This is a genomic window from Neptunomonas qingdaonensis, from assembly GCF_900113275.1.
GTDB classification, from domain to species: Bacteria; Pseudomonadota; Gammaproteobacteria; order Pseudomonadales; family Balneatricaceae; genus Neptunomonas; species Neptunomonas qingdaonensis.
In genome coordinates this window covers 290,181-308,863 of sequence record NZ_FOOU01000001.1, presented here as the reverse complement: position 1 = coordinate 308,863, position 18,683 = coordinate 290,181, and the positions used below count along the sequence as shown (strand labels likewise).

General features: G+C 46.7%; 17 protein-coding genes and 1 tRNA gene. 6 read left to right on the top strand and 12 right to left on the bottom strand.

Annotated features, from left to right (window positions below):
• Positions 1 to 107: 107 nt before the first annotated feature.
• The 3 genes from BM099_RS01435 to BM099_RS01425 all read right to left on the bottom strand — a co-directional run bounded on the left by BM099_RS01435 (position 108) and on the right by BM099_RS01425 (position 1,435).
• Positions 108 to 866, bottom strand: a complete 759-nt coding sequence (locus BM099_RS01435; protein WP_090723425.1) for a PEP-CTERM sorting domain-containing protein — start codon at positions 864 to 866, stop codon at positions 108 to 110.
• Positions 867 to 959: 93 nt separating this feature from the next.
• Complete coding sequence (locus tag BM099_RS01430; protein ID WP_090723423.1) at positions 960 to 1,139, bottom strand: DUF6726 family protein; 180 nt, start codon at positions 1,137 to 1,139, stop codon at positions 960 to 962.
• A gap of 219 nt (positions 1,140 to 1,358) precedes the next feature.
• A tRNA-Arg gene (locus BM099_RS01425) sits at positions 1,359 to 1,435 on the bottom strand.
• 315 nt (positions 1,436 to 1,750) lie between these two features.
• Here BM099_RS01425 and BM099_RS01420 point away from each other — a divergent pair.
• On the top strand, positions 1,751 to 2,176 hold the full coding sequence (locus BM099_RS01420) for a c-type cytochrome (RefSeq protein ID WP_415860135.1): 426 nt from the start codon (positions 1,751 to 1,753) through the stop codon (positions 2,174 to 2,176).
• Between the two features lie 83 nt (positions 2,177 to 2,259).
• On the opposite strand, the gene rep is transcribed toward BM099_RS01420, so the two are convergent.
• Positions 2,260 to 4,272, bottom strand: coding sequence for a DNA helicase Rep (rep, locus tag BM099_RS01415; RefSeq protein ID WP_090723420.1), 2,013 nt, complete (start codon positions 4,270 to 4,272; stop codon positions 2,260 to 2,262).
• 278 nt (positions 4,273 to 4,550) lie between these two features.
• On the opposite strand from rep, the gene BM099_RS01410 reads away from it, so the two are divergent.
• Positions 4,551 to 6,179, top strand: coding sequence for a putative bifunctional diguanylate cyclase/phosphodiesterase (locus BM099_RS01410; protein ID WP_177201059.1), 1,629 nt, complete (start codon positions 4,551 to 4,553; stop codon positions 6,177 to 6,179).
• Here BM099_RS01410 and BM099_RS01405 read toward each other — a convergent pair.
• The 3 genes from BM099_RS01405 to BM099_RS01395 form a co-directional block, all read right to left on the bottom strand.
• The gene (locus BM099_RS01405) at positions 6,154 to 7,680 is read right to left on the bottom strand and encodes a YifB family Mg chelatase-like AAA ATPase (protein WP_090723413.1); all 1,527 of its coding nucleotides are present in this window, start codon (positions 7,678 to 7,680) and stop codon (positions 6,154 to 6,156) included. The genes BM099_RS01410 and BM099_RS01405 overlap by 26 nt on opposite strands.
• 48 nt (positions 7,681 to 7,728) lie before the next feature.
• Positions 7,729 to 9,303 carry a diguanylate cyclase domain-containing protein gene (locus BM099_RS01400; RefSeq protein ID WP_090723411.1) on the bottom strand — a complete coding sequence of 525 codons (1,575 nt, stop codon included), beginning with the start codon at positions 9,301 to 9,303 and terminating at the stop codon, positions 7,729 to 7,731.
• Positions 9,304 to 9,398: 95 nt separating this feature from the next.
• Positions 9,399 to 9,671, bottom strand: coding sequence for an accessory factor UbiK family protein (locus tag BM099_RS01395; protein ID WP_090723408.1), 273 nt, complete (start codon positions 9,669 to 9,671; stop codon positions 9,399 to 9,401).
• Positions 9,672 to 9,991: 320 nt separating this feature from the next.
• Here BM099_RS01395 and glnK (BM099_RS01390) point away from each other — a divergent pair, with 320 nt between their 5' ends.
• The 3 genes from glnK (BM099_RS01390) (at position 9,992) to glnK (BM099_RS01380) (ending at position 12,145) form a co-directional block, all read left to right on the top strand.
• On the top strand, positions 9,992 to 10,330 hold the full coding sequence (gene glnK, locus BM099_RS01390) for a P-II family nitrogen regulator (RefSeq protein ID WP_090723406.1): 339 nt from the start codon (positions 9,992 to 9,994) through the stop codon (positions 10,328 to 10,330).
• A gap of 38 nt (positions 10,331 to 10,368) precedes the next feature.
• The gene (locus BM099_RS01385) at positions 10,369 to 11,643 is read left to right on the top strand and encodes an ammonium transporter (protein ID WP_090723405.1); all 1,275 of its coding nucleotides are present in this window, start codon (positions 10,369 to 10,371) and stop codon (positions 11,641 to 11,643) included.
• A gap of 163 nt (positions 11,644 to 11,806) precedes the next feature.
• Positions 11,807 to 12,145 carry a P-II family nitrogen regulator gene (gene glnK / locus BM099_RS01380; RefSeq protein ID WP_090723403.1) on the top strand — a complete coding sequence of 113 codons (339 nt, stop codon included), beginning with the start codon at positions 11,807 to 11,809 and terminating at the stop codon, positions 12,143 to 12,145.
• A 105-nt stretch (positions 12,146 to 12,250) separates the two neighbouring features.
• On the opposite strand, the gene BM099_RS01375 is transcribed toward glnK (BM099_RS01380), so the two are convergent.
• Complete coding sequence (locus tag BM099_RS01375) at positions 12,251 to 13,582, bottom strand: ATP-binding protein (protein ID WP_090723401.1); 1,332 nt, start codon at positions 13,580 to 13,582, stop codon at positions 12,251 to 12,253.
• Positions 13,579 to 14,280 carry a response regulator transcription factor gene (locus BM099_RS01370; RefSeq protein WP_090723399.1) on the bottom strand — a complete coding sequence of 234 codons (702 nt, stop codon included), beginning with the start codon at positions 14,278 to 14,280 and terminating at the stop codon, positions 13,579 to 13,581. The genes BM099_RS01375 and BM099_RS01370 overlap by 4 nt, the downstream gene beginning before the upstream one ends.
• A 148-nt stretch (positions 14,281 to 14,428) precedes the next feature.
• Here BM099_RS01370 and BM099_RS01365 point away from each other — a divergent pair, with 148 nt between their 5' ends.
• The gene (locus BM099_RS01365) at positions 14,429 to 14,950 is read left to right on the top strand and encodes a Spy/CpxP family protein refolding chaperone (protein WP_090723398.1); all 522 of its coding nucleotides are present in this window, start codon (positions 14,429 to 14,431) and stop codon (positions 14,948 to 14,950) included.
• A 105-nt stretch (positions 14,951 to 15,055) separates the two neighbouring features.
• Here BM099_RS01365 and BM099_RS01360 read toward each other — a convergent pair whose 3' ends face one another.
• From BM099_RS01360 to BM099_RS01350, 3 genes are all read right to left on the bottom strand, one after another.
• Positions 15,056 to 16,474, bottom strand: a complete 1,419-nt coding sequence (locus BM099_RS01360; protein WP_090723395.1) for a solute carrier family 23 protein — start codon at positions 16,472 to 16,474, stop codon at positions 15,056 to 15,058.
• A 370-nt stretch (positions 16,475 to 16,844) separates the two neighbouring features.
• Complete coding sequence (locus tag BM099_RS01355; RefSeq protein WP_090723392.1) at positions 16,845 to 17,948, bottom strand: alpha-hydroxy acid oxidase; 1,104 nt, start codon at positions 17,946 to 17,948, stop codon at positions 16,845 to 16,847.
• Between the two features lie 18 nt (positions 17,949 to 17,966).
• On the bottom strand, positions 17,967 to 18,647 hold the full coding sequence (locus tag BM099_RS01350) for a Fe2+-dependent dioxygenase (RefSeq protein ID WP_090723390.1): 681 nt from the start codon (positions 18,645 to 18,647) through the stop codon (positions 17,967 to 17,969).
• Positions 18,648 to 18,683 lie beyond the last annotated feature (36 nt).

The window sequence follows — 18,683 nt, the reverse complement described above, 5'->3', positions numbered from 1 at the left end:
CTAGATCTTATAAAAAGTGACTAAACGGAAGGAGCACCAAAACCAATAGCCAAACCCAATGCCTACTAAGTACAAGTGAATTCAGCTATACCGGCACTTAGCCTACCCTAAACCGTTCTTTGATTTACAGTAGCTTCGATGCACCGACTACCGACGAATCTTTTCTTTATACCTGCCGATCTAATCAACAGAATAAAAAGAGAAGTCAGAAATAATAATAGAGATCCAGGCTCAGGTACGCTTGCCCTTACCAGATAAGTTACATTACCCAGTAGTTGAAGCTGATCGCCATTCGAACGCCGCAGAAAACCTATCTGAAATCTGTTGTATGAAAAATCATTCAGGTTAACTGAATTAGGTATAGCAAAACCATTGTAAATTACCCCACTTACATCATGTAAGTTTATATAGGAAGTCGCAAACCAATCAGCACTAGTGAACCACTGGTTAAGAAAAAACAAATCAGCGCCATTTCTGTCATCTACAATTGATAAACTTCCATTCCCAGACAATGAGAGTAATGAACTAGGCAAGATAAGCCCATTAATTTTTAACTGATAGTTTGTAATTGCATCCAAATAAACAGCTTGAAACCCATCACTTGACAGCCTGTAACTAGCAGATGTGTCGTATGTGAATTGACCCGAAAAGTGATCCCCTAATGAAACCGCTTCACCGTTAAAAAAATCTGAGGTGCTAGGGTAGCTATTCACTGAAGAGCTGCAACCACCGACACTTGAGTAAGTTTGGCAATCGTAATATCCAGCGAAAGTTAACAGGCCGCTGAATTCATAAGTAATCAGGGAAGCTTTCGCAGTAGAGAAACACTGTAATGCAAAGAAGAGGAAAAGGAGTATGGCTTTCATATTTTAGATCCATCTAAAATTTTAATATCGGTTTATCAAGTCTTCTATTAATTGATGGCGCATTATATTACATAAACAAGAAACCAAACTACCTTACAACGGCACCAGATCAATAACATCCGCCGTCGTGTCGATTGCAGCATCAGCAACATTACCGACCACTGGCACCACAGAGATGACCGCTCCGCCAACACGCATAGGCACTGTTACAACCTTTGTTAAGAAACAGCCCTGCAGAGAGAGCGCCAGTAAAACAATAATAAGGGGTTTCATGTGTTAACCATCCAGTTCATACAAAGCAATTGAAAGGGTGAATTCAGAAAGACAACCCTACTCCTCCGGCTACCAATTCAGCGGCACTGTGACCAGATTGTGACCAAACCGATTTACGCATTCGAAAATGACGAGGATTGCGCCGTAGCTCATGTGGATGGGGTAGTATGTTCCGCAGAAAAAACAGAGACTTAGAGAAGTAAAACTAAGGAGTAGAAATGGCGCGCTTGGAGGGAGTCGAACCCCCGACCAACAGGATCGGAACCTGCTACTCTATCCAACTGAGCTACAAGCGCAATATCTAGAAGTTTTCAAGGGCGTAATAATACGGGGCTATGGCTCATTTGCCAAGAACTAAGGTTGCTTGAGTGGTGTTTTATATAAAGTATTTAGCGGCCCTCTTTTTTGACGCGAAGATAGGATTGCTACTGATACCCGGCATAAAAGCAGAAAAAGCCCATAATTAAAGTCACTTAAAGCACGATATAAGCCATAAGGTGCAGAGGTACCCCATTTTCGTCAGGTCTTTTTGTGGGTATAATTCTGATCAAATTAATTTTCATGATGCCGCTGTCATAGCATCTACCTGAAATCGTAATGAGGTCACCACTGTGAAATTGACTGCTAAAATTGCTTCTGTTCTAAGTATTCTGGGTTTAAGCGTTGCGCTATCAACTTCGGTTGGTGCTAACACTTCTGATGATAAAATTGCTGAACGCATCAAGCCGCTTGGCAACGTGTGTGTAGAGGGTGATGACTCTTGTGGCGGTGCTACTGCTGTTGCTGCAGCAGGCGGAGCACGTTCGGGCGAAGAAGTTTACAACGCCAGCTGTGCGGCATGTCACTCTATTGGTGTTGCAGGCGCACCTAAGTTTGGCACCAGTGAATGGGCTGACCGTGGCGCTAAAGGTATTGATGCCTTGCTGAAAACAGCCATCAGCGGTATTAACGCGATGCCACCACGTGGTACCTGTGCAGCATGTTCGGATGACGAGCTGCAAGCTTCTATCCAGCACATGATGGACAGTGCTCCATAAGTAGCGCTTTCCGAAACGAAAAGGCTGCCATGTGCAGCCTTTTTAATGTCTAGCGTTAACCTTGTCGCTTCATCTTTTTTAACTTATAGATCATCAAACATATTACGTAAGCTGTTCAGCGTAGCGCGTCCCCGCGCTTTATTAACCTCAGGATTTTTTTCACCGTTTCCTTCGATTTCCAGATCTTCTTGTGGAAGCTCATCTAAAAAGCGGCTGGGGGCGCAATCAAGCAGCTCACCAAATTGTTTCCGTTGACGCGCCAGTGTAATAGTTAATGTTTGCTTGGCCCGCGTCACGCCTACGTAAGCCAGACGTCGCTCCTCTTCTATATCGCCATTTTCAATACTGTTACGATGAGGCAGTATCTCCTCTTCCATTCCCATAAGAAAAACATGGGGAAACTCCAATCCCTTGGAGGCATGCAGCGTCATCAGCTGAACACGGTTGGAGTCATCTTCCTCTTCCTGGCGATCCAGCAGGTCAAGCAGAATCAAACGCGCTATGGCTTCTTCGATACCGGCTTCCGGATCATCCTCCTGCAAACGTTCTAGTGTATTTTTCAGTGAATCAATCAGGAAAAATACATTGTTCATACGCGTTTCAGCTACTTTGTCGCTGGACGCATTTTGTCGTAGCCAGCCCTCGTAGTCGATCTCATAGACCAGATCTTTAATCGCCTGAATCGGATCGGATTCATAGCACTGGCGATATTTCTCATGCAACCAGCGGGTGAACTGACGAAGCTTCTCTACAGCAGCTGGCGGTAACGATTGCTCCAGCCCCATCTCATCACAGGCATCAAACAGGCTGACTTGCCGCTCAGAGGCATACTCACCCAGCTTTTGCAGAGTGCTTGGACCGATCTCGCGCCTTGGCAGGTTAATAATACGTAAAAATGCATTATCGTTGTCGCGGTTAACCAGCACTTTGAGATAACACATCAGATCTTTTATTTCGGCTCGCGCAAAAAAAGATGTACCACCGGAGAGCTTATACGGCACCTGAAAGGCCTGAAGTTTGACTTCTAATAAACGCGCCTGATAATTGCCCCGGTAGAGAATGGCAAAATCTTTAAACGGTGTGTGTTTTCGCAGGTGCTGATCGAGAATCTCAGTAGCAATGCGCTCACACTCGGCATCTTCATTACGCGTGTGGATAACGCGTATCGGGTCACCCACCCCCATATCGCACCACAGTGTTTTCTCGAACACGTGCGGGTTATTGCGAATAAGGGTGTTAGCGGCTTTCAGAATGCGACTGGTTGAACGGTAATTCTGCTCCAGCTTGACTACTTTAAGGCTGGGGAAATCGACCTGAAGCTGTTCGAGGTTCTCAGGCCGGGCGCCTCGCCATGCGTAGATAGACTGATCATCATCGCCCACCACGGTCAACGAGCCACGATGTCCGACTAGCTGGCGTACCATGCGATATTGGCTGAGGTTAGTATCCTGATACTCATCCACCAGCAGGTAGCGAATACGGTTTTGCCAGCGCTCCAGTACATCAGGATGTTCATCAAACAATTTCACCGGCACCTGAATCAGGTCATCAAAGTCAACCGCATTATAGGCACGCAGATGGCGGTTATAGGCTTCATAGGCGCGGGCCGCCAGTATCTCCTGAGGCCCGACAGCAATGGACTCTGCCGTCTCAGGCCCGATCATCTCATTCTTCCAGTTAGAGATCATATTCCGGACAAAGTCGACCTGATCGCTATCTTCATCATGATGCAGCATCAGATCTTTAATCAGGGCTTTACTGTCCTGATCATCAAACAGAGAAAAACCAGACTTCAGACCGAGGCGTTTATGCTCACGACGTATAATATTCATCCCAAGGTTATGAAAAGTCGAGACGGTTAGTCCTTTGGCTTTACCTTGTAAGATCTGGCCGACACGTTCTTTCATCTCTCGTGATGCTTTATTAGTGAAAGTAACCGCAGCAATGTGTTTGGATTCAATACCGCAGCTTTCCACCAGATAGGCTATTTTTCGCGTGATAACGCTGGTTTTTCCAGAGCCGGCACCGGCCAGTACCAGCAAAGGGCCACTGATATATTTCACCGCTTCATTTTGTCGTGGATTTAATTTACTCATACCTTTCTAAAGCCACTAAACAATTGATATTTAATCATTATATTACTCATCAAGTAACGCAAGCCCAATTTAAACACTTGTTTGATATGCATCAGCTTCATGTTACAGTTAGCTTCTGGCGTCGGTTGTCCCATTATATACAAACTAAACATATGATGCGGTCAGCTCCTTACCATTATTTTGAATTGATATACCGATAAAAAACAACGATGCGGTATCCCAGAAAAATGCCTATTAAAATCCTTATTTTATCGCCACACTCAACGATGAGGGGCCTATTGGCATCAAAACTGACCCCGAATAATTTTGAACTGTTCTTTGTTGATAGCCTAAACGAACTATTCGTTCAAACAGAACAATTCCGGCCTCAGATCATCATGATCGATTCCGCGCCCGATGATGTACTCAACTCATTAGATCAATATGCGCCACTACTCTATCCGAGCTCAACTCCGGTCGTTATTATTCATAAAGAGATCTCTCAGGAGAATGGCAATAAGCTGCTCGCAGTCGCTTTCTCTGATTATCTGTCGCAGAGCGATGTAAGTGACGGTACATTATCCCGTAGCATCCGGCTGCTTACACTGATCCACAGCCAAACATCTGAAATTTCTGCTCTACAAGCCGACGATCTACTCACATCGCTGAAAAACCGCACCAGTTTTTATCAAGCACTACAACACCAGCTGAATCAGATCGTAAAACATGATGGAGCACTCGCGCTGATCAGCGTGGATATCGATAACTTTAAAGCCTTTAATCAGCGCATGGGAGTGGCCGCAGGAGATCAGCTACTTTTAGATCTCAGGGATCGTTTGCTACGTTGTGCACGACATTACCCCGTATTCAGAACCGGAGGCGATGAGTTTTTCCTCATCGTCACAGCCGCATCCACAGACTTAATACACGCCGAAACCCATCGTCTACTGGAAAAAATGGCGACTTCTTTATTTGCCAGTTTTACGGTTTCTGAGCAAGAAAATATTCTCGGCATTAGTATCGGCGTAACCTTTGCACCTGAAAACGGACTCAACAGCGACAGCCTGACTAATCAGGCCAACCAGGCAAGAAGCCGCGCAAAACGTATACATGGCTTTAGTTATTCCATCTACGAACCCGGTAAAGACAGAGCGCCTTCTTATGAAGGCCTACTTGAATCTGACATCTGGACTGCACTGAAAAAGGGACAGTTTGAGCTGTATTACCAACCACGCATCGACTTACGCACAGGAAAAATTGTCGGCGCCGAAGCATTAATGCGCTGGAATCACCCTCTGCACGGCTTGATTCTGCCAGATGATTTCATTCCGGTTTCCGAACAAACCGGACAAATTGTTCCCATGGGATTCTGGGCGATCTATCAGTCCGGCCGCGACCTGGCTCTGATCAAAAACGCCGGTTTCGATCTGCAAAAAGTAGGCGTTAACCTGTCATTTCGACAGTTTCAGGATGATCACCTTGCACAAACTATTCATCGCATTATTGATTCAGAGAAAATTGATACCCGCATATTGGAATTTGAGTTAACCGAATCAGCCCTGCTGAGTGATGACCTGCATGTTCAACAAAGTATCGGAGAGCTGAGTAAGATTGGCATCGATTTTTCACTGGATGATTTTGGCACAGGCTATTCCTCTTTTGCGCTGCTGCAAAAGCTGCCTATTAATGCCCTCAAAATTGATCGCTCTTTTGTCTCCAAAATCCCGAGTAGTTCGGATGATACAGAAATTGTCCGCGCCATTATCAATCTCGCTCACAACCTCAACATGGGGGTTATTGCAGAAGGCGTAGAGACCAGGTCCCAGCTGGATTTCCTCATTCAAAACAATTGTGATCAGGTGCAGGGATTCTTTTTCAGCCCTCCTGTTCCACTCACTGATTTTATGAAAATACTGAGGGCTGATTAGCCAGGCCTTGGCGAAAACCTAATGCTTCCATCAGGTCAGCACTTTCAACCTTTTCATTGGCGTTCAAATCAGCAATGGTACGCGCGACCTTCATGACACGATGACAAGCCCTGGCAGACAAACCAAAACGTGTCGCCGCCGTCGCTAAGAGCTGTCTGTTTTGATCGGTTAACTGGCAAATAGCATCCAGCGACTGCGCAGCCAATACATTATTGCGGCAAGACTGCCGCTGATACTGTAACTGCAATGCAGCCGAAACTCTGCCGGATACATCCGCACTGCTTTCTGCCTTTGAGTTATCCAACCGCAACAATGTTTCAGCCGGCAGTGCAGCCACAGTAACGAACAGATCAATACGATCGAGTAATGGGCCCGACAACTTCTCTTGGTAACGCCGTACCTGATCCGGCGTACAACGGCACTTTCCTGAGCTGTCACCGGCATAACCGCAAGGACATGGGTTCATTGCGGCAATCAACTGGAAACTCGCAGGAAACTCCGTTTGACGTGCCGCACGCGATATCAGTATCGAGCCGGTTTCCAGAGGCTCACGCAGCACCTCTAAAACTTTGCGCGAAAATTCGGGTAGTTCATCAAGGAAGAGAACTCCATGATGTGCCAAGGATATTTCACCGGGCCGGGGATGACTCCCCCCACCCACCAGCGCCGCAGCAGACGCCGTATGATGAGGCGCTCTAAACGGACGCGTTCCCCGGCAAATATCATCAACCGGCAAGCCTGCAACCGAATAGATCGCGGCTGTTTCCAGGCGCTCTTCTTCAATTAACGAAGGCAGTAATCCGGGTAATCGCGCCGCCAACATGCTTTTGCCACTACCAGGAACGCCATTCATCAGCAAATTATGCCCACCCGCCGCCGCTATCTCTAATGCGCGCTTCGCTTTAATTTGTCCTTTCACGTCAGACAGATCATTTACACAGACAGGCAATGTCAGCGGTGGCGATTCTTGCTCAGCATTTTGCAGCTCTTTTTTACCTGCTAGTGCGGCACAAACATCCAACAAGTGGTCTGCCACACGTATATCTAACTCGCGTACCAGTGCAGCCTCCGAACAATTTTTTGTCGGTATCCACAACGCACGGCGCTGCTTTTTACATGCCACCGCCGCCGGCAAAACACCGGTAATGCTGCGCAATTCACCTGACAAGGCCAGCTCGCCTAATAACTCAATATTATCCAGTAATTTTGCAGGCAACTGATTAGAGGCTACTAAGATACCGACCGCGATAGCAAGGTCGTATCGACCTCCCTCTTTCGGCAGGTCAGCAGGCGCCAGATTAATGGTGATACGTCTTTGTGGGAACTCGAAACCGGAATTGATAATCGCGCTTCGCACCCGCTCTTTACTTTCGCGCACCGCCGCTTCAGGCAACCCGACCAGCATTAAGGCAGGCAAGCCTGCTGACAGGTGAATTTCAACAGTAACTGAGGGAGCCGCTACGCCAAGCTGCGCGCGGGTGTGAACAATCGCAAGTGACATACATCCTTCCCTGGATAATCAAACACTATAAATAAAAAAATATAAAAATCAGATATTTTCTAACAGCAGTTGTTCAAATAATAGATCAACGCTGAGTAAGCTGCCGAAGTAATCGCCCTGCATATACTCAACCCCCTGATGCGACAACTGCATACGTTGCCCGGCAGACTGTACACCATCCGCCGCTAACGAAATCCCAAGATCTGCTGCCATATCCGCTAATTTTTCCAGCTGATAGCGCTGCTTCACATCGGTTTCCATCGCCTGAACCAGCGCTGCATCCAGCTTCAGCAATCGCGGCTCCAGCTCTTTCAACTGTTGCATTGGCGGCAAATAGTCAGTTAATCCACCCAACACAATGCCAAAGCCTAATGCTTCCAGATCAAATAAAACACCTTCATGATCACGTGTTTCGATCGCACCCACTTCCAGTAATACGTTGTTACGCACACATTCAGATAACGTCAGACGTGTGGTCATGAACTCCATGAAGGACGGCAACTCCAATACATAAGGCGGGATGCGAACCACCACACCCTGAAAGCCTTTGTGTTGCGACAATTGCTGCAATGGCGCTTCCAGCTGATTAAAAATCCAACTGAGATAAGTGTGCCAACCGCTATCGCCGCCCTCTAACAGCTGAGTGAGTAGATGTTCTTCATCACCCACACAGGGCACCCCTCGCAATAAAGGCACCAATTGGGCGGCTTCAATCCGGTGACTGCGTGCACCGTAAACGGGCCGGTAGGCGAGTTCAATACTGTGATAATCGGGTTCAATCAACTGCACCAGATCATTCAAGCTCATCGCTTTGCGCTGCCTCAGCGGATCATACAAGCGAACGCCACTCGTTTCTGAGTTTTGTAAGGCATTCAATGCCTGACTGGCGGCACCGAGTAACCCGGCAGCATCACTGGCTTGCAGCGGCGCTAAAGCAACCCCCACTGACGCTGTCAGATGTAATTCCCGCTGATCGATACGGATACCGTAGGACAGCTGTTGAATAAGACGATGCGCAATACTCACCGCTGATTCCGCCTCATCCAGGTGGGATAACTGAATAACAAAAGCATCATCATTCACCCTGAAAAGTATATCGCCCTCTCTCAGCGTTGAGAGTAACCGGCTCGCGACCTCTTCTACAATCACCTCACTGGCAACCTCACCGAGCGAATCCTGAATCCATTGAAACCGCTCCAGCCCCAGTTTCAGTAAGGCCACCTGCTTACCTGACTTTATGGCACTGGAAATTTGAGCATTCAGCGCCACTTTAAAAAGAGGCACGGGGGTATCATTGGTTGCACTGAGCAGCTGCTCATACAGCAAAGGCTGCTTTACAGCGCGCTCGATATACAACACAAAATGCTGCGCCACCTCCATCCACAAAAGTCGACAATCATAAAGCGTGTGCGCATCAAATAAAGCCAATAGCAGGTCTGTCTGCCCATCCTTTCTTGCCGCTGAAAACGCAGAGTCTAATAGCGGAAGACTCTGACAAGAATGAAGTTCATTTACGTACAAGCCAGTCATTGACTCGACCGACTGCCCGCACAATGCAGCATACTCTTGCGTACAATTAATATACTTACCAGCTAAGTCTATCCAGGCAAGGTGACATCTCATTATCGATACCCTTAAACAACAACCGCTTTTACTGCGTGCCTCTTGATAGCGCACATGTCCTTATTTCGTCCTTATTTTGTATGCTACTTCTTATCTTATTCCTTATCAGAATTCTCAGTGGCCGCTGCATCTAAACGGCTTTCAAGGTCAGCCAGCAGCTTTTCCATCTGCTCTACTTTTTCTCTTGTGCGCATCAGAACAGCGGCCTGCGCATCAAACTCATCACGCGTTACCAGGTCCATCTTGCTTAACGCAGACTGCAGAAATACGCGTACCTGCTGCTGCCCCGGTAACTCTGTACCGCTACTGAATGTATTCATCATCTGTGAAAACTGTGCAGACAAACCTTCTATAAGCTTCTCATTCATTTTTTTCCTCTCTTACGTTTTAACAATTTAACGTCACTATAACGGCAGAATCCTTTTCCTTCTATTATTGCTTTGCAACTTTTCAGATATCCACTGACACGCGACGCACCAAAATAGAGCATGCACAGTAAAAGCGCAGACACTGCTCTCTAATATCCCCCCAAAAAACAAGAAAATTACCAAAAAATACAACCAAACCCTTGTTTTTAATCAATTTTCAAAAAGAAGGCACAAGTTTCGCAATAGACACGCTAACCGTTACGAGTCACCGGACCCGACAACGGCCGGTGAGATCACAGATAACTATAGGGAGAGACCCAATGAAACTCATTTCGGCGATTATCAAGCCATTTAAACTGGATGATGTACGCGAAGCACTTTCCGAGATCGGTGTACAGGGTATCACCGTTACCGAAGTTAAAGGTTTCGGCCGCCAAAAAGGCCATACCGAACTGTATCGAGGCGCAGAATACGTCGTCGATTTTTTACCCAAAGTGCGTATAGACGCAGCCATTTCAGAAGAGATGGTTGACCAGGTTGTTGACGCTATAAGCCAGGCTGCTCAGACGGGGAAAATTGGTGACGGTAAGATTTTTGTCATGCCACTGGAGCAAGTTGTACGTATTCGTACGGGTGAGTCTGGTAAAGACGCACTGTAAATCGAATTAAGTATCGAGCCTGACGGAGGGCAGATGTAATGGAAGAGTTATTAAATAGTACAGCGGGCGATCTGGCCCAGCTAAAATACGCAGTAGATACCTTCTACTTTCTTATATGCGGTGCTTTGGTTATGTGGATGGCGGCAGGGTTTGCCATGCTCGAAGCCGGACTGGTTCGCGCAAAAAACACCACTGAAATCCTTACCAAGAATATTGCCCTGTATGCCATCGCTTGTACGATGTATCTGATATGCGGTTACTTCATCATGTACAGCTCTGATGCTGGCGGAATCTTGCCTAACATTGGCGCTCTGATTGGTGATGAGAACGGTGTTGATGCCGTCCTGGCGGGTGGTGATGACGCCCCCTACTACTCTTCACGTTCAGACTTCTTTTTCCAGGTAGTCTTTGTCGCAACAGCGATGTCTATTGTATCGGGTGCCGTTGCAGAGCGTATGAAACTTTGGGCTTTCCTGGCTTTTGCTGTAGTGATGACAGGCTTCATCTACCCAGTAGAAGGTTACTGGACATGGGGCGGCGGTTTCCTCAGCGAAGCAGGATTCTCTGACTTTGCAGGATCGGGTATCGTCCACATGGCAGGTGCTTCTGCGGCACTCGCTGGCGTACTGGTACTAGGTGCCCGTAAAGGCAAGTACGGTAAAAACGGATCTATCAACGCAATCCCTGGTGCTAACCTGCCACTCGCCACTCTGGGTACATTTGTACTGTGGTTAGGCTGGTTCGGTTTTAACGGCGGATCACAACTAAAATTATCAACTGTTGAAGACGCTAATTCGGTTGCTCAGGTGTTTGTTAATACTAACGCTGCCGCCGCCGGTGGTTGTATCGCCGCACTTATTTTTGCCCGCCTGCTGTTCAAAAAGGCTGATTTAACCATGGCACTTAACGGTGCACTGGCTGGACTGGTAGCTATCACTGCAGATCCTTTATCACCTACTGCCGTTAGTTCTACCATCATTGGTGCGATTGGTGGTGTATTAGTGGTCTTCTCAATCCTGACACTCGATAAAATACGTATTGATGATCCAGTCGGTGCGATCTCAGTACACGGTGTTGTCGGTATCTGGGGACTGTTGGTTGTACCATTCAACAATGCAGATGCAACCTTCGGAGCTCAGTTGTTAGGTATTGTCTCTATCTTTGGTTGGGTATTCTGCGCAAGCTTAGTTGTCTGGTTTATCCTCAAAGCGGTCATGGGTTTACGCATCAGCGAAGAGGAAGAGTACGAAGGTGCTGATATTGCTGAGTGCGGCATGGAAGCTTACCCAGAGTTCAAATCTACCGGAAAATAAGGTTACAAATTAATATCGTATATATTAAAAAGGGTGCTTCGGCACCCTTTCTGAATTTGTGTTGAAGCAATGCGCTATTTGATAAATATGAGTATACTGGCGGCATATTATTTAAGTATGCTCGACAGTCGATGACTATATTCGACATTAAAAGGAGACATCTATGAAACTTGTTAGCGCAGTAATCAAGCCCTTTAAATTAGACGACGTACGTGAAGCATTGTCTGATATTGGCATTCAGGGCGTAACGGTTACTGAAGTTAAAGGTTTTGGCCGTCAGAAAGGCCATACCGAACTCTATCGCGGTGCCGAATACGTTGTCGATTTTCTTCCAAAAGTAAAAATTGAAGTCGCTATCGACGACGATATGCTTGATCAGGTCATCGAAGCGATTAGCAAAACAGCTAACACTGGCAAGATCGGTGACGGCAAAATTTTTGTCCTGCCACTGGAACAAGTTATTCGTATCCGTACTGGCGAAAGCGGCCCCGACGCGCTGTAATTCTCACCACGTTCTCTCAAAAAGCACCTTCTGGAAAGCACTTCATTTACGAGCTTTCCAGAAGGTGCTTTTTAATATCTCATATCTGGCTCAATGCCTGGAATATCACCGATCAGCAGGCGCTAAAGGCAACTGAAGAATCACAGCGAAGCCCTCATCCATATTCTTAGCCTGAATACTGCCATGTAATCGCTCCACGGCTCTTTTCGCAATACTCAGCCCAAGCCCGAAGCTATTCGCATTATTATTGTGTCGATAAAAAGGCTCAAACAGCGAAGCTAACGCTTCCTCGCTCACTCCTTCGCCATAATCCCGAATCGTTATACTCATACATTTTTTATCGGATGGCGCTAATACAACATCGACCGCGCAATCAGCGTTGGTATGTTTGAGGATATTACCGAACACATTACTCAGTGCACGCATCAGCAACTCTGAATTCCCCTGGCAGTAACCTGGCGATGACAGCTTATTAAGCACAGTGATTTTTCTATCCGGCTGCGAAAAGCTGATATCACCTAATGCCTCATCCACGACATTTGCCACATCAAAACGGCTCTCTTGCGCCTCAATATTATCTAATCTGGCCAAGGTCAGCATTTCGTCAATCAGCCTGCTTAAGCGCTCACATTCCAGGTTGATACGCTGTGTAATTTTACTCTCGCTACCCAGCTTTTGCTCAGCTAAACCCGTCGCCACCTGCAACCTTGCCAACGGCGCGCGTAACTCATGCGAAACATCCTGCAATAACCGCTGCTGCCCCTGCATAGTACGGTCAACATACACCGCCATTTGCTGGAATTCTCGCGCTAACGCTCCAATTTCATCCCCGCGTTTAAGCAATCCGGGTTCAATTCTGAGATTAAACTGCCCACCGTGAAATTGCTCCACGTATTCCCGAAGACGATTCACCGGCCTTACGACAATAATGGTCAACAAAATACTGGCTAACGTTGATGCAATCAGCACTAATATCGCCTGAACTGAAAACAAAAATGCCTGCAATCTCGCAAAATGGTTAGTAGCAGGCTCAAGATTTACTTTAGCGACGTAATTTTTCCCTGACGAAGACTCAAGATCAAGAGTGATGACACGATCGGACTGTTGCTCTGCTTGCTTGCCAAATATCAACATTCCTTCAGCATCGTAAATGTTCATCGAAAGCCATCTGGAAGATCTCTTCGACGAGCGATGATCATCATTATCGTGTTTTTTTTCCCGACTTTTACGAGGCGTATAAGGTAAACGAATATTGCCTGTTTCATACCACACGATAATTTTCTGAGCTTGCTCGCGCGCCCGATACTCAAATACTTGACGCACACTATCCCGCTCAGCCAGCTCTCCGACCACCAGCACCGTGACAATTATGACACTCAAACTAGCCAGCCAGAATGCCAGAAATATTTTCCAGAACAGCCTGTTAAACCACTTCATTGATTATCTCGCACGAACAGATAGCCTTCTCCGCGTATCGTTTTAATCAACTCTTTCTCTCCTATAAACGGAGCCAATTTTTGCCTTACACGGCTGACATGCACATCAATCGCCCGATCATAAGCCGTTAATGAGCGATGCAATACAGTTTCAGTCAACTTGGATTTACTGAGAATTTCTCCCGGGTGCTGCATAAACTGATATAAGACGTTGAACTCTGCACTGGTAAGATCAATAGAATGCGACCCAAAAGAAACCTCACGTGTCGACGGATCAAGCGCAACACCCCAACACGTTAAAAGCTGAACAGCATCGGGTTCCGGACGTTGCTGTGCTCGTCGCAAAACAGCCCGAATTCTGGCTAATAATTCCCGCGGATTGCAAGGCTTTGCAAGATAATCATCTGCGCCCATTTCAAGCCCCAGAATACGATCAATATCACCACCACGACCCGTGAGCATAATCACCGGCAATTGAAGACGAGGTCGCAACTGCTGCAACAACTCCAACCCAGACATCTCTGGCATCATAATATCGAAAACAGCCAGGTCGAAAGATTCATCACTCTGCAAACGAACTAACGCCGCTTTAGCGCTATTTTCGACACTGACTTTTACACCCTCAGCTTCAAGATAATCAGATAACAGTTCTGTTAACTCCTGATCATCATCGACTAACAAGATATGATTTTCATTCATGGTCTACACCCAACATTATCAACGCCTATATTGTAGCGTTGATAAACGCGACCGGATAAGTCTTTACCTAACTTTACAACCACTCAACCCAACTTTGCGGTCATAAAGTGCAGAATAGCTTCATCAAATCAAACACCGGAGATACATGATGAAAAAGTTAACTATTGCAATGATCACAGCCCCTATCTTACTTGCAGGCGCAGCGGCTTTTGCCAGCATGCATAATAATGACGATAATGAAAAATGTGATCGCGGACACGGTCACGGTCATGAAGACCGAATGCATAAGTCAGATAAAGGAGACCGGGCTGAACGCATGGTCGAGCGTATGTCAAAGCGACTCGAACTCAGTGACGAACAGCAAGTGGCGATGAAAAAATTGTTTAATGACAAACAAGAACAGCACCAGACAATGCGCACTGAGATGCAGAATTTCCATCAAGCAACGCGCAATCTTGACCCCAATGCTGCGGATTACGATAAAAGTCTAGCTGAGGCGAAACGTATAGCTGCAGATCTTGCTGTTAAAAAAGTGGATCAGAAAGTCAGCATGAAAGCTGAGCTGAGTAAGATTTTAACAGCAGAACAGCTGAGCAAGTTTGAAGACATGCGCGAACGTCATGGTGAAGGGCATGGCAAAAAGCACGGCTATAAACACGGTGATAAATAAAGGTAACAAAGCTGATAGCAGTAAAACACAGCCTACAGGCTAATACTGCCACACAACAAAAGGCCTGGAAAATTCCAGGCCTTTTACTTTAACTAACAATCTATATTACTTAACCTTTTCCGTCTGAGGAGCTGCTGGCTCACTTTCTACCGGATCAGCAAAAATAATTTCATCTGCAGGATCATGTTTACCCAACAAACGAGGACGCTCAATCAAGAAATAAAGTACCAGTCCGATAGCTACGGCAAATACCGTTGATTTCGGATCAGGCATGGCTAACGTTACCGCAACAATACCCGCTACACCGCGTTCAGCTGAATTTTTTAGCTGCTCCATACCCACCATGATGCAAATATAAGCAGTCAATACGAGCGTGAGTGAAAGCGCAATAGGAAGTACCGGCTTAAACAAGGTAACCAACGGCAACAAAAACAGTGCGACTAAACCAGTAATCCAGAATGTACCACCGCCACTGTAGATAGAGTCCATCGCCTTACGACCCATCGCATAGCGCTCGGCCACTGTAGCATGTGCTGCTGTCCACAGAGGGCCAGCCAAGCCTGGCCACGGAGCCAGAAACGCATGCATACCGTTACGCAAAGCAGTCACCAAATGGACACGGTCTACACTACTTTCAATTTTCTCATCGTCACGCAGATGGTCAATACGCTCAACCAGTGTAAAGCCAACAATGATGTCACCGAACGCAATAACATAAGCAATAATCGCTGTTGGAATCGCTAGCAGATAGACATCCCAATCAGGGAAACCTGTAGAAAAGACCAGATAATCCCACATCAGTGAAAAGTTTGGATTAGTAATGCCCCATTCAACTTCTGGCATTGGGTACTCCCCTACCCCCCAACCAATCACCATCGCAATTAACATCCCCGGCACCATACCGAAGTTAGCAATTTTTTTAGCCAGTGGGTTACTGTCCACTACATTCTTAAACGACAGTGAAAACAGAACATAAGCAGAGATAATAGAGCCGAAGATCAGTGAGTACGGCGTTGCATCAATACGTCCGCCTACTTTTAATTCACCCATCAGTGCCGCAATACCCGCACCAATGATTATTCCTGATTTCAACGAGTTAGGAATAACATCAACCAGTTTAGAGCCCCAGCCAGTAACCCCAAGAATAAGAAAGATCAGCGTTACTTCAATCTGTAGCGCAAACAAGGCTTTAATAGCCTCCGGCCCTGGCTCAAAGCCGTTCAGGTAAAGCAGGACAACCGGTATTGCCGCGGTAATCCAACCCGGGACTAACGGCACACCGAGCAAGGAAGGTAAAATGTATCCCACCCCTGCAACGAAAGTGAACGCCAAAGCCGCCTCATAAGGCATACCTAAATATCTTTCCAGCAGCGGGATCATTGCCAGTCCCACCACGAACATCACTAACCCCTGAATAACCTCAGGCATCTCAATGCGGTAATGAACAATGGGTAAACGAATTTTAAATGGTCCAAACCCCCAAAACGGGTGCTCTTCACCATGAGGTCTTTGTATTAGCGCCATACATTTCACCTAGTAAGATTTTGGCTCATCATCCCCAAACAACCCCTACTAGTTATTCCGGATGATATAGAGCTATTAAAACCTTGCTACGTTATGCTTTTGCGATGCAACAATCGACACCTACAGCGGATACTTTAGTATTGAATTTTGACTAAAGTATTACGGGAATAGCCTTATTTTTATTAATTTTCAGAAAACAAAACACCTTTCCAGAGAATTTGTTATAGGTATTTATATCTATAAATTCATTATTAGCTAATTTAAACACATTGCTGCATAGCACAAAAAAGGCATCTGCAGCTTATTCGCCGCCCCTTAAACGGTCCTGAAGCAACAGTACATACATACAATCAAGCGTCAGCAAAATACGCTAAAACAGAGCTTTGCTTGAAATATCCTTGATCGTCGGTGTTCCGGCTAACGACATTGTCACTTCCAGTTCTTCACGTAATACCCTGAGCATATGCGCTACACCCAGCGCGCCAGCCACAGCCAACGCATACAACTGAGGACGTCCTATCAAGAGCGCATCAGCACCTAACGCCAATGCCTTAAAAGCATCCGTGCCACGTTGAATGCCACCATCCATCAGCAATGGGAAATCTTTGCCAACGGCCTGGCGCACTAATGGCAACATCTCTATCGCCGACGGTAAGCAGTCCAACGTACGCCCACCATGATTCGAGACAATAACGCCTGCCATGCCCATATCAGCCGCATATAAAGCATCCGCAGGATTCAACACACCTTTGAGTACAATCGGCAGTGATGTGCGTTGCTTCAACCAGCGAATATCCTCCCACACGGGTGCTTCACTCATCATTCCCTGAAAAACGATACTTTCACTCGCTTCAAACTGCTGTGAAGGCAATGGAGGTCGTTTTTTCAGATTCACAGCCTCTACTCCCTCCGGCAACTGAAACCCTGCACGTTGTGCGCGATTTCTGATGCCATGAAGTGGCGCATCCACCGTAATGACCAGCGCTGTGTAGCCTGCAGTTTCAGCACGTTTCACCAAGGCCAGGGTAAAGTCACGACTGTGTTGAAAATAGAGTTGAAACCACTTGGGTGAATCCAGTTCGGCAGCAATTGCCTCAATCGGCTCCGATGCCAGTGTGCTGACAATCATGCCGGTTTCTAAAACACTGGCGGCCTGCGCCATGGCCAGCTCTCCTTTAGGATGAACCAGCTTATGAAAAGCGACCGGAGCCAGCATAAACGGATGACGAAACGCCTCTCCCAGCAAGGTTGTATGCGTGCCTCCAGCAGTACAATCCTGCAAGATACGTGGCAAAATCATCAGATCATCCAGCGCACGACGATTACGTTTCAATGTAATTTCATCTGCCCCGCCACCCTGAATATATTCAAAAACGGCCGGCGATATGTGGTGTTTCGCATAGCGTTCATAATCTGCAACACTGACTAAATCCGCAGGAATAGTCGTCAATGGGGGTAAAACGTTATCAGTCATACAGATGCCATTCCCAGGTTATGCGTCCGCCCATTGGCGAATTAAATTTTGGTACACACCAGACAGCCGCGTCACATCTTGATGCTCATGGCCATGCAGTGAAGTAAGCGACTGGACACTTTGGTCCAGATCAAACAGCGCGCTACGTTGCTCATGACTGCGTACCATGCTCTGTATCCAGAAAACCGCACACACCCGGCTTCCAGCAGTCACTGGCATAACCTGGTGCACACTTGTTGATGGATATAGAATCATATCGCCTGCCGCTAATTTCACACGCTGCGAGCCGAAATGATCTTGTATCTGTAAATCACCTCCCTCGTACTCATCGGGATCGCTTAAAAATAACGTCGCTGAAAGATCAGTACGCAATCGGATCGAGGTTCCTGGAACAACCCGAATCGCATTATCCACATGCAAACCGTAAGTCTCTCCTTCGCTGTAACGGTTAAACAACGGCGGTAATATTTTTTGAGGTAAAGCAGCCGAAATAAATACAGGATGTCGCGCCAGCGCATCCAGAATCAGATCACCGACCTGCTGAGTGATTGCGCCGTCCGGAGGCAGTTGCTGATTATGCTTAACACTACGAGCCTGCTGCCCTGCTGTTAACTCACCGGATTGCCAATCCGCCTGATCCAAATGCAGTCGTATCTGTTGCACCTGTTCAGACGTAAATACTGTACGAATAGGAATCATAAAAAAACCCGATAAAGAAAATAGCAAAGAGCCAGG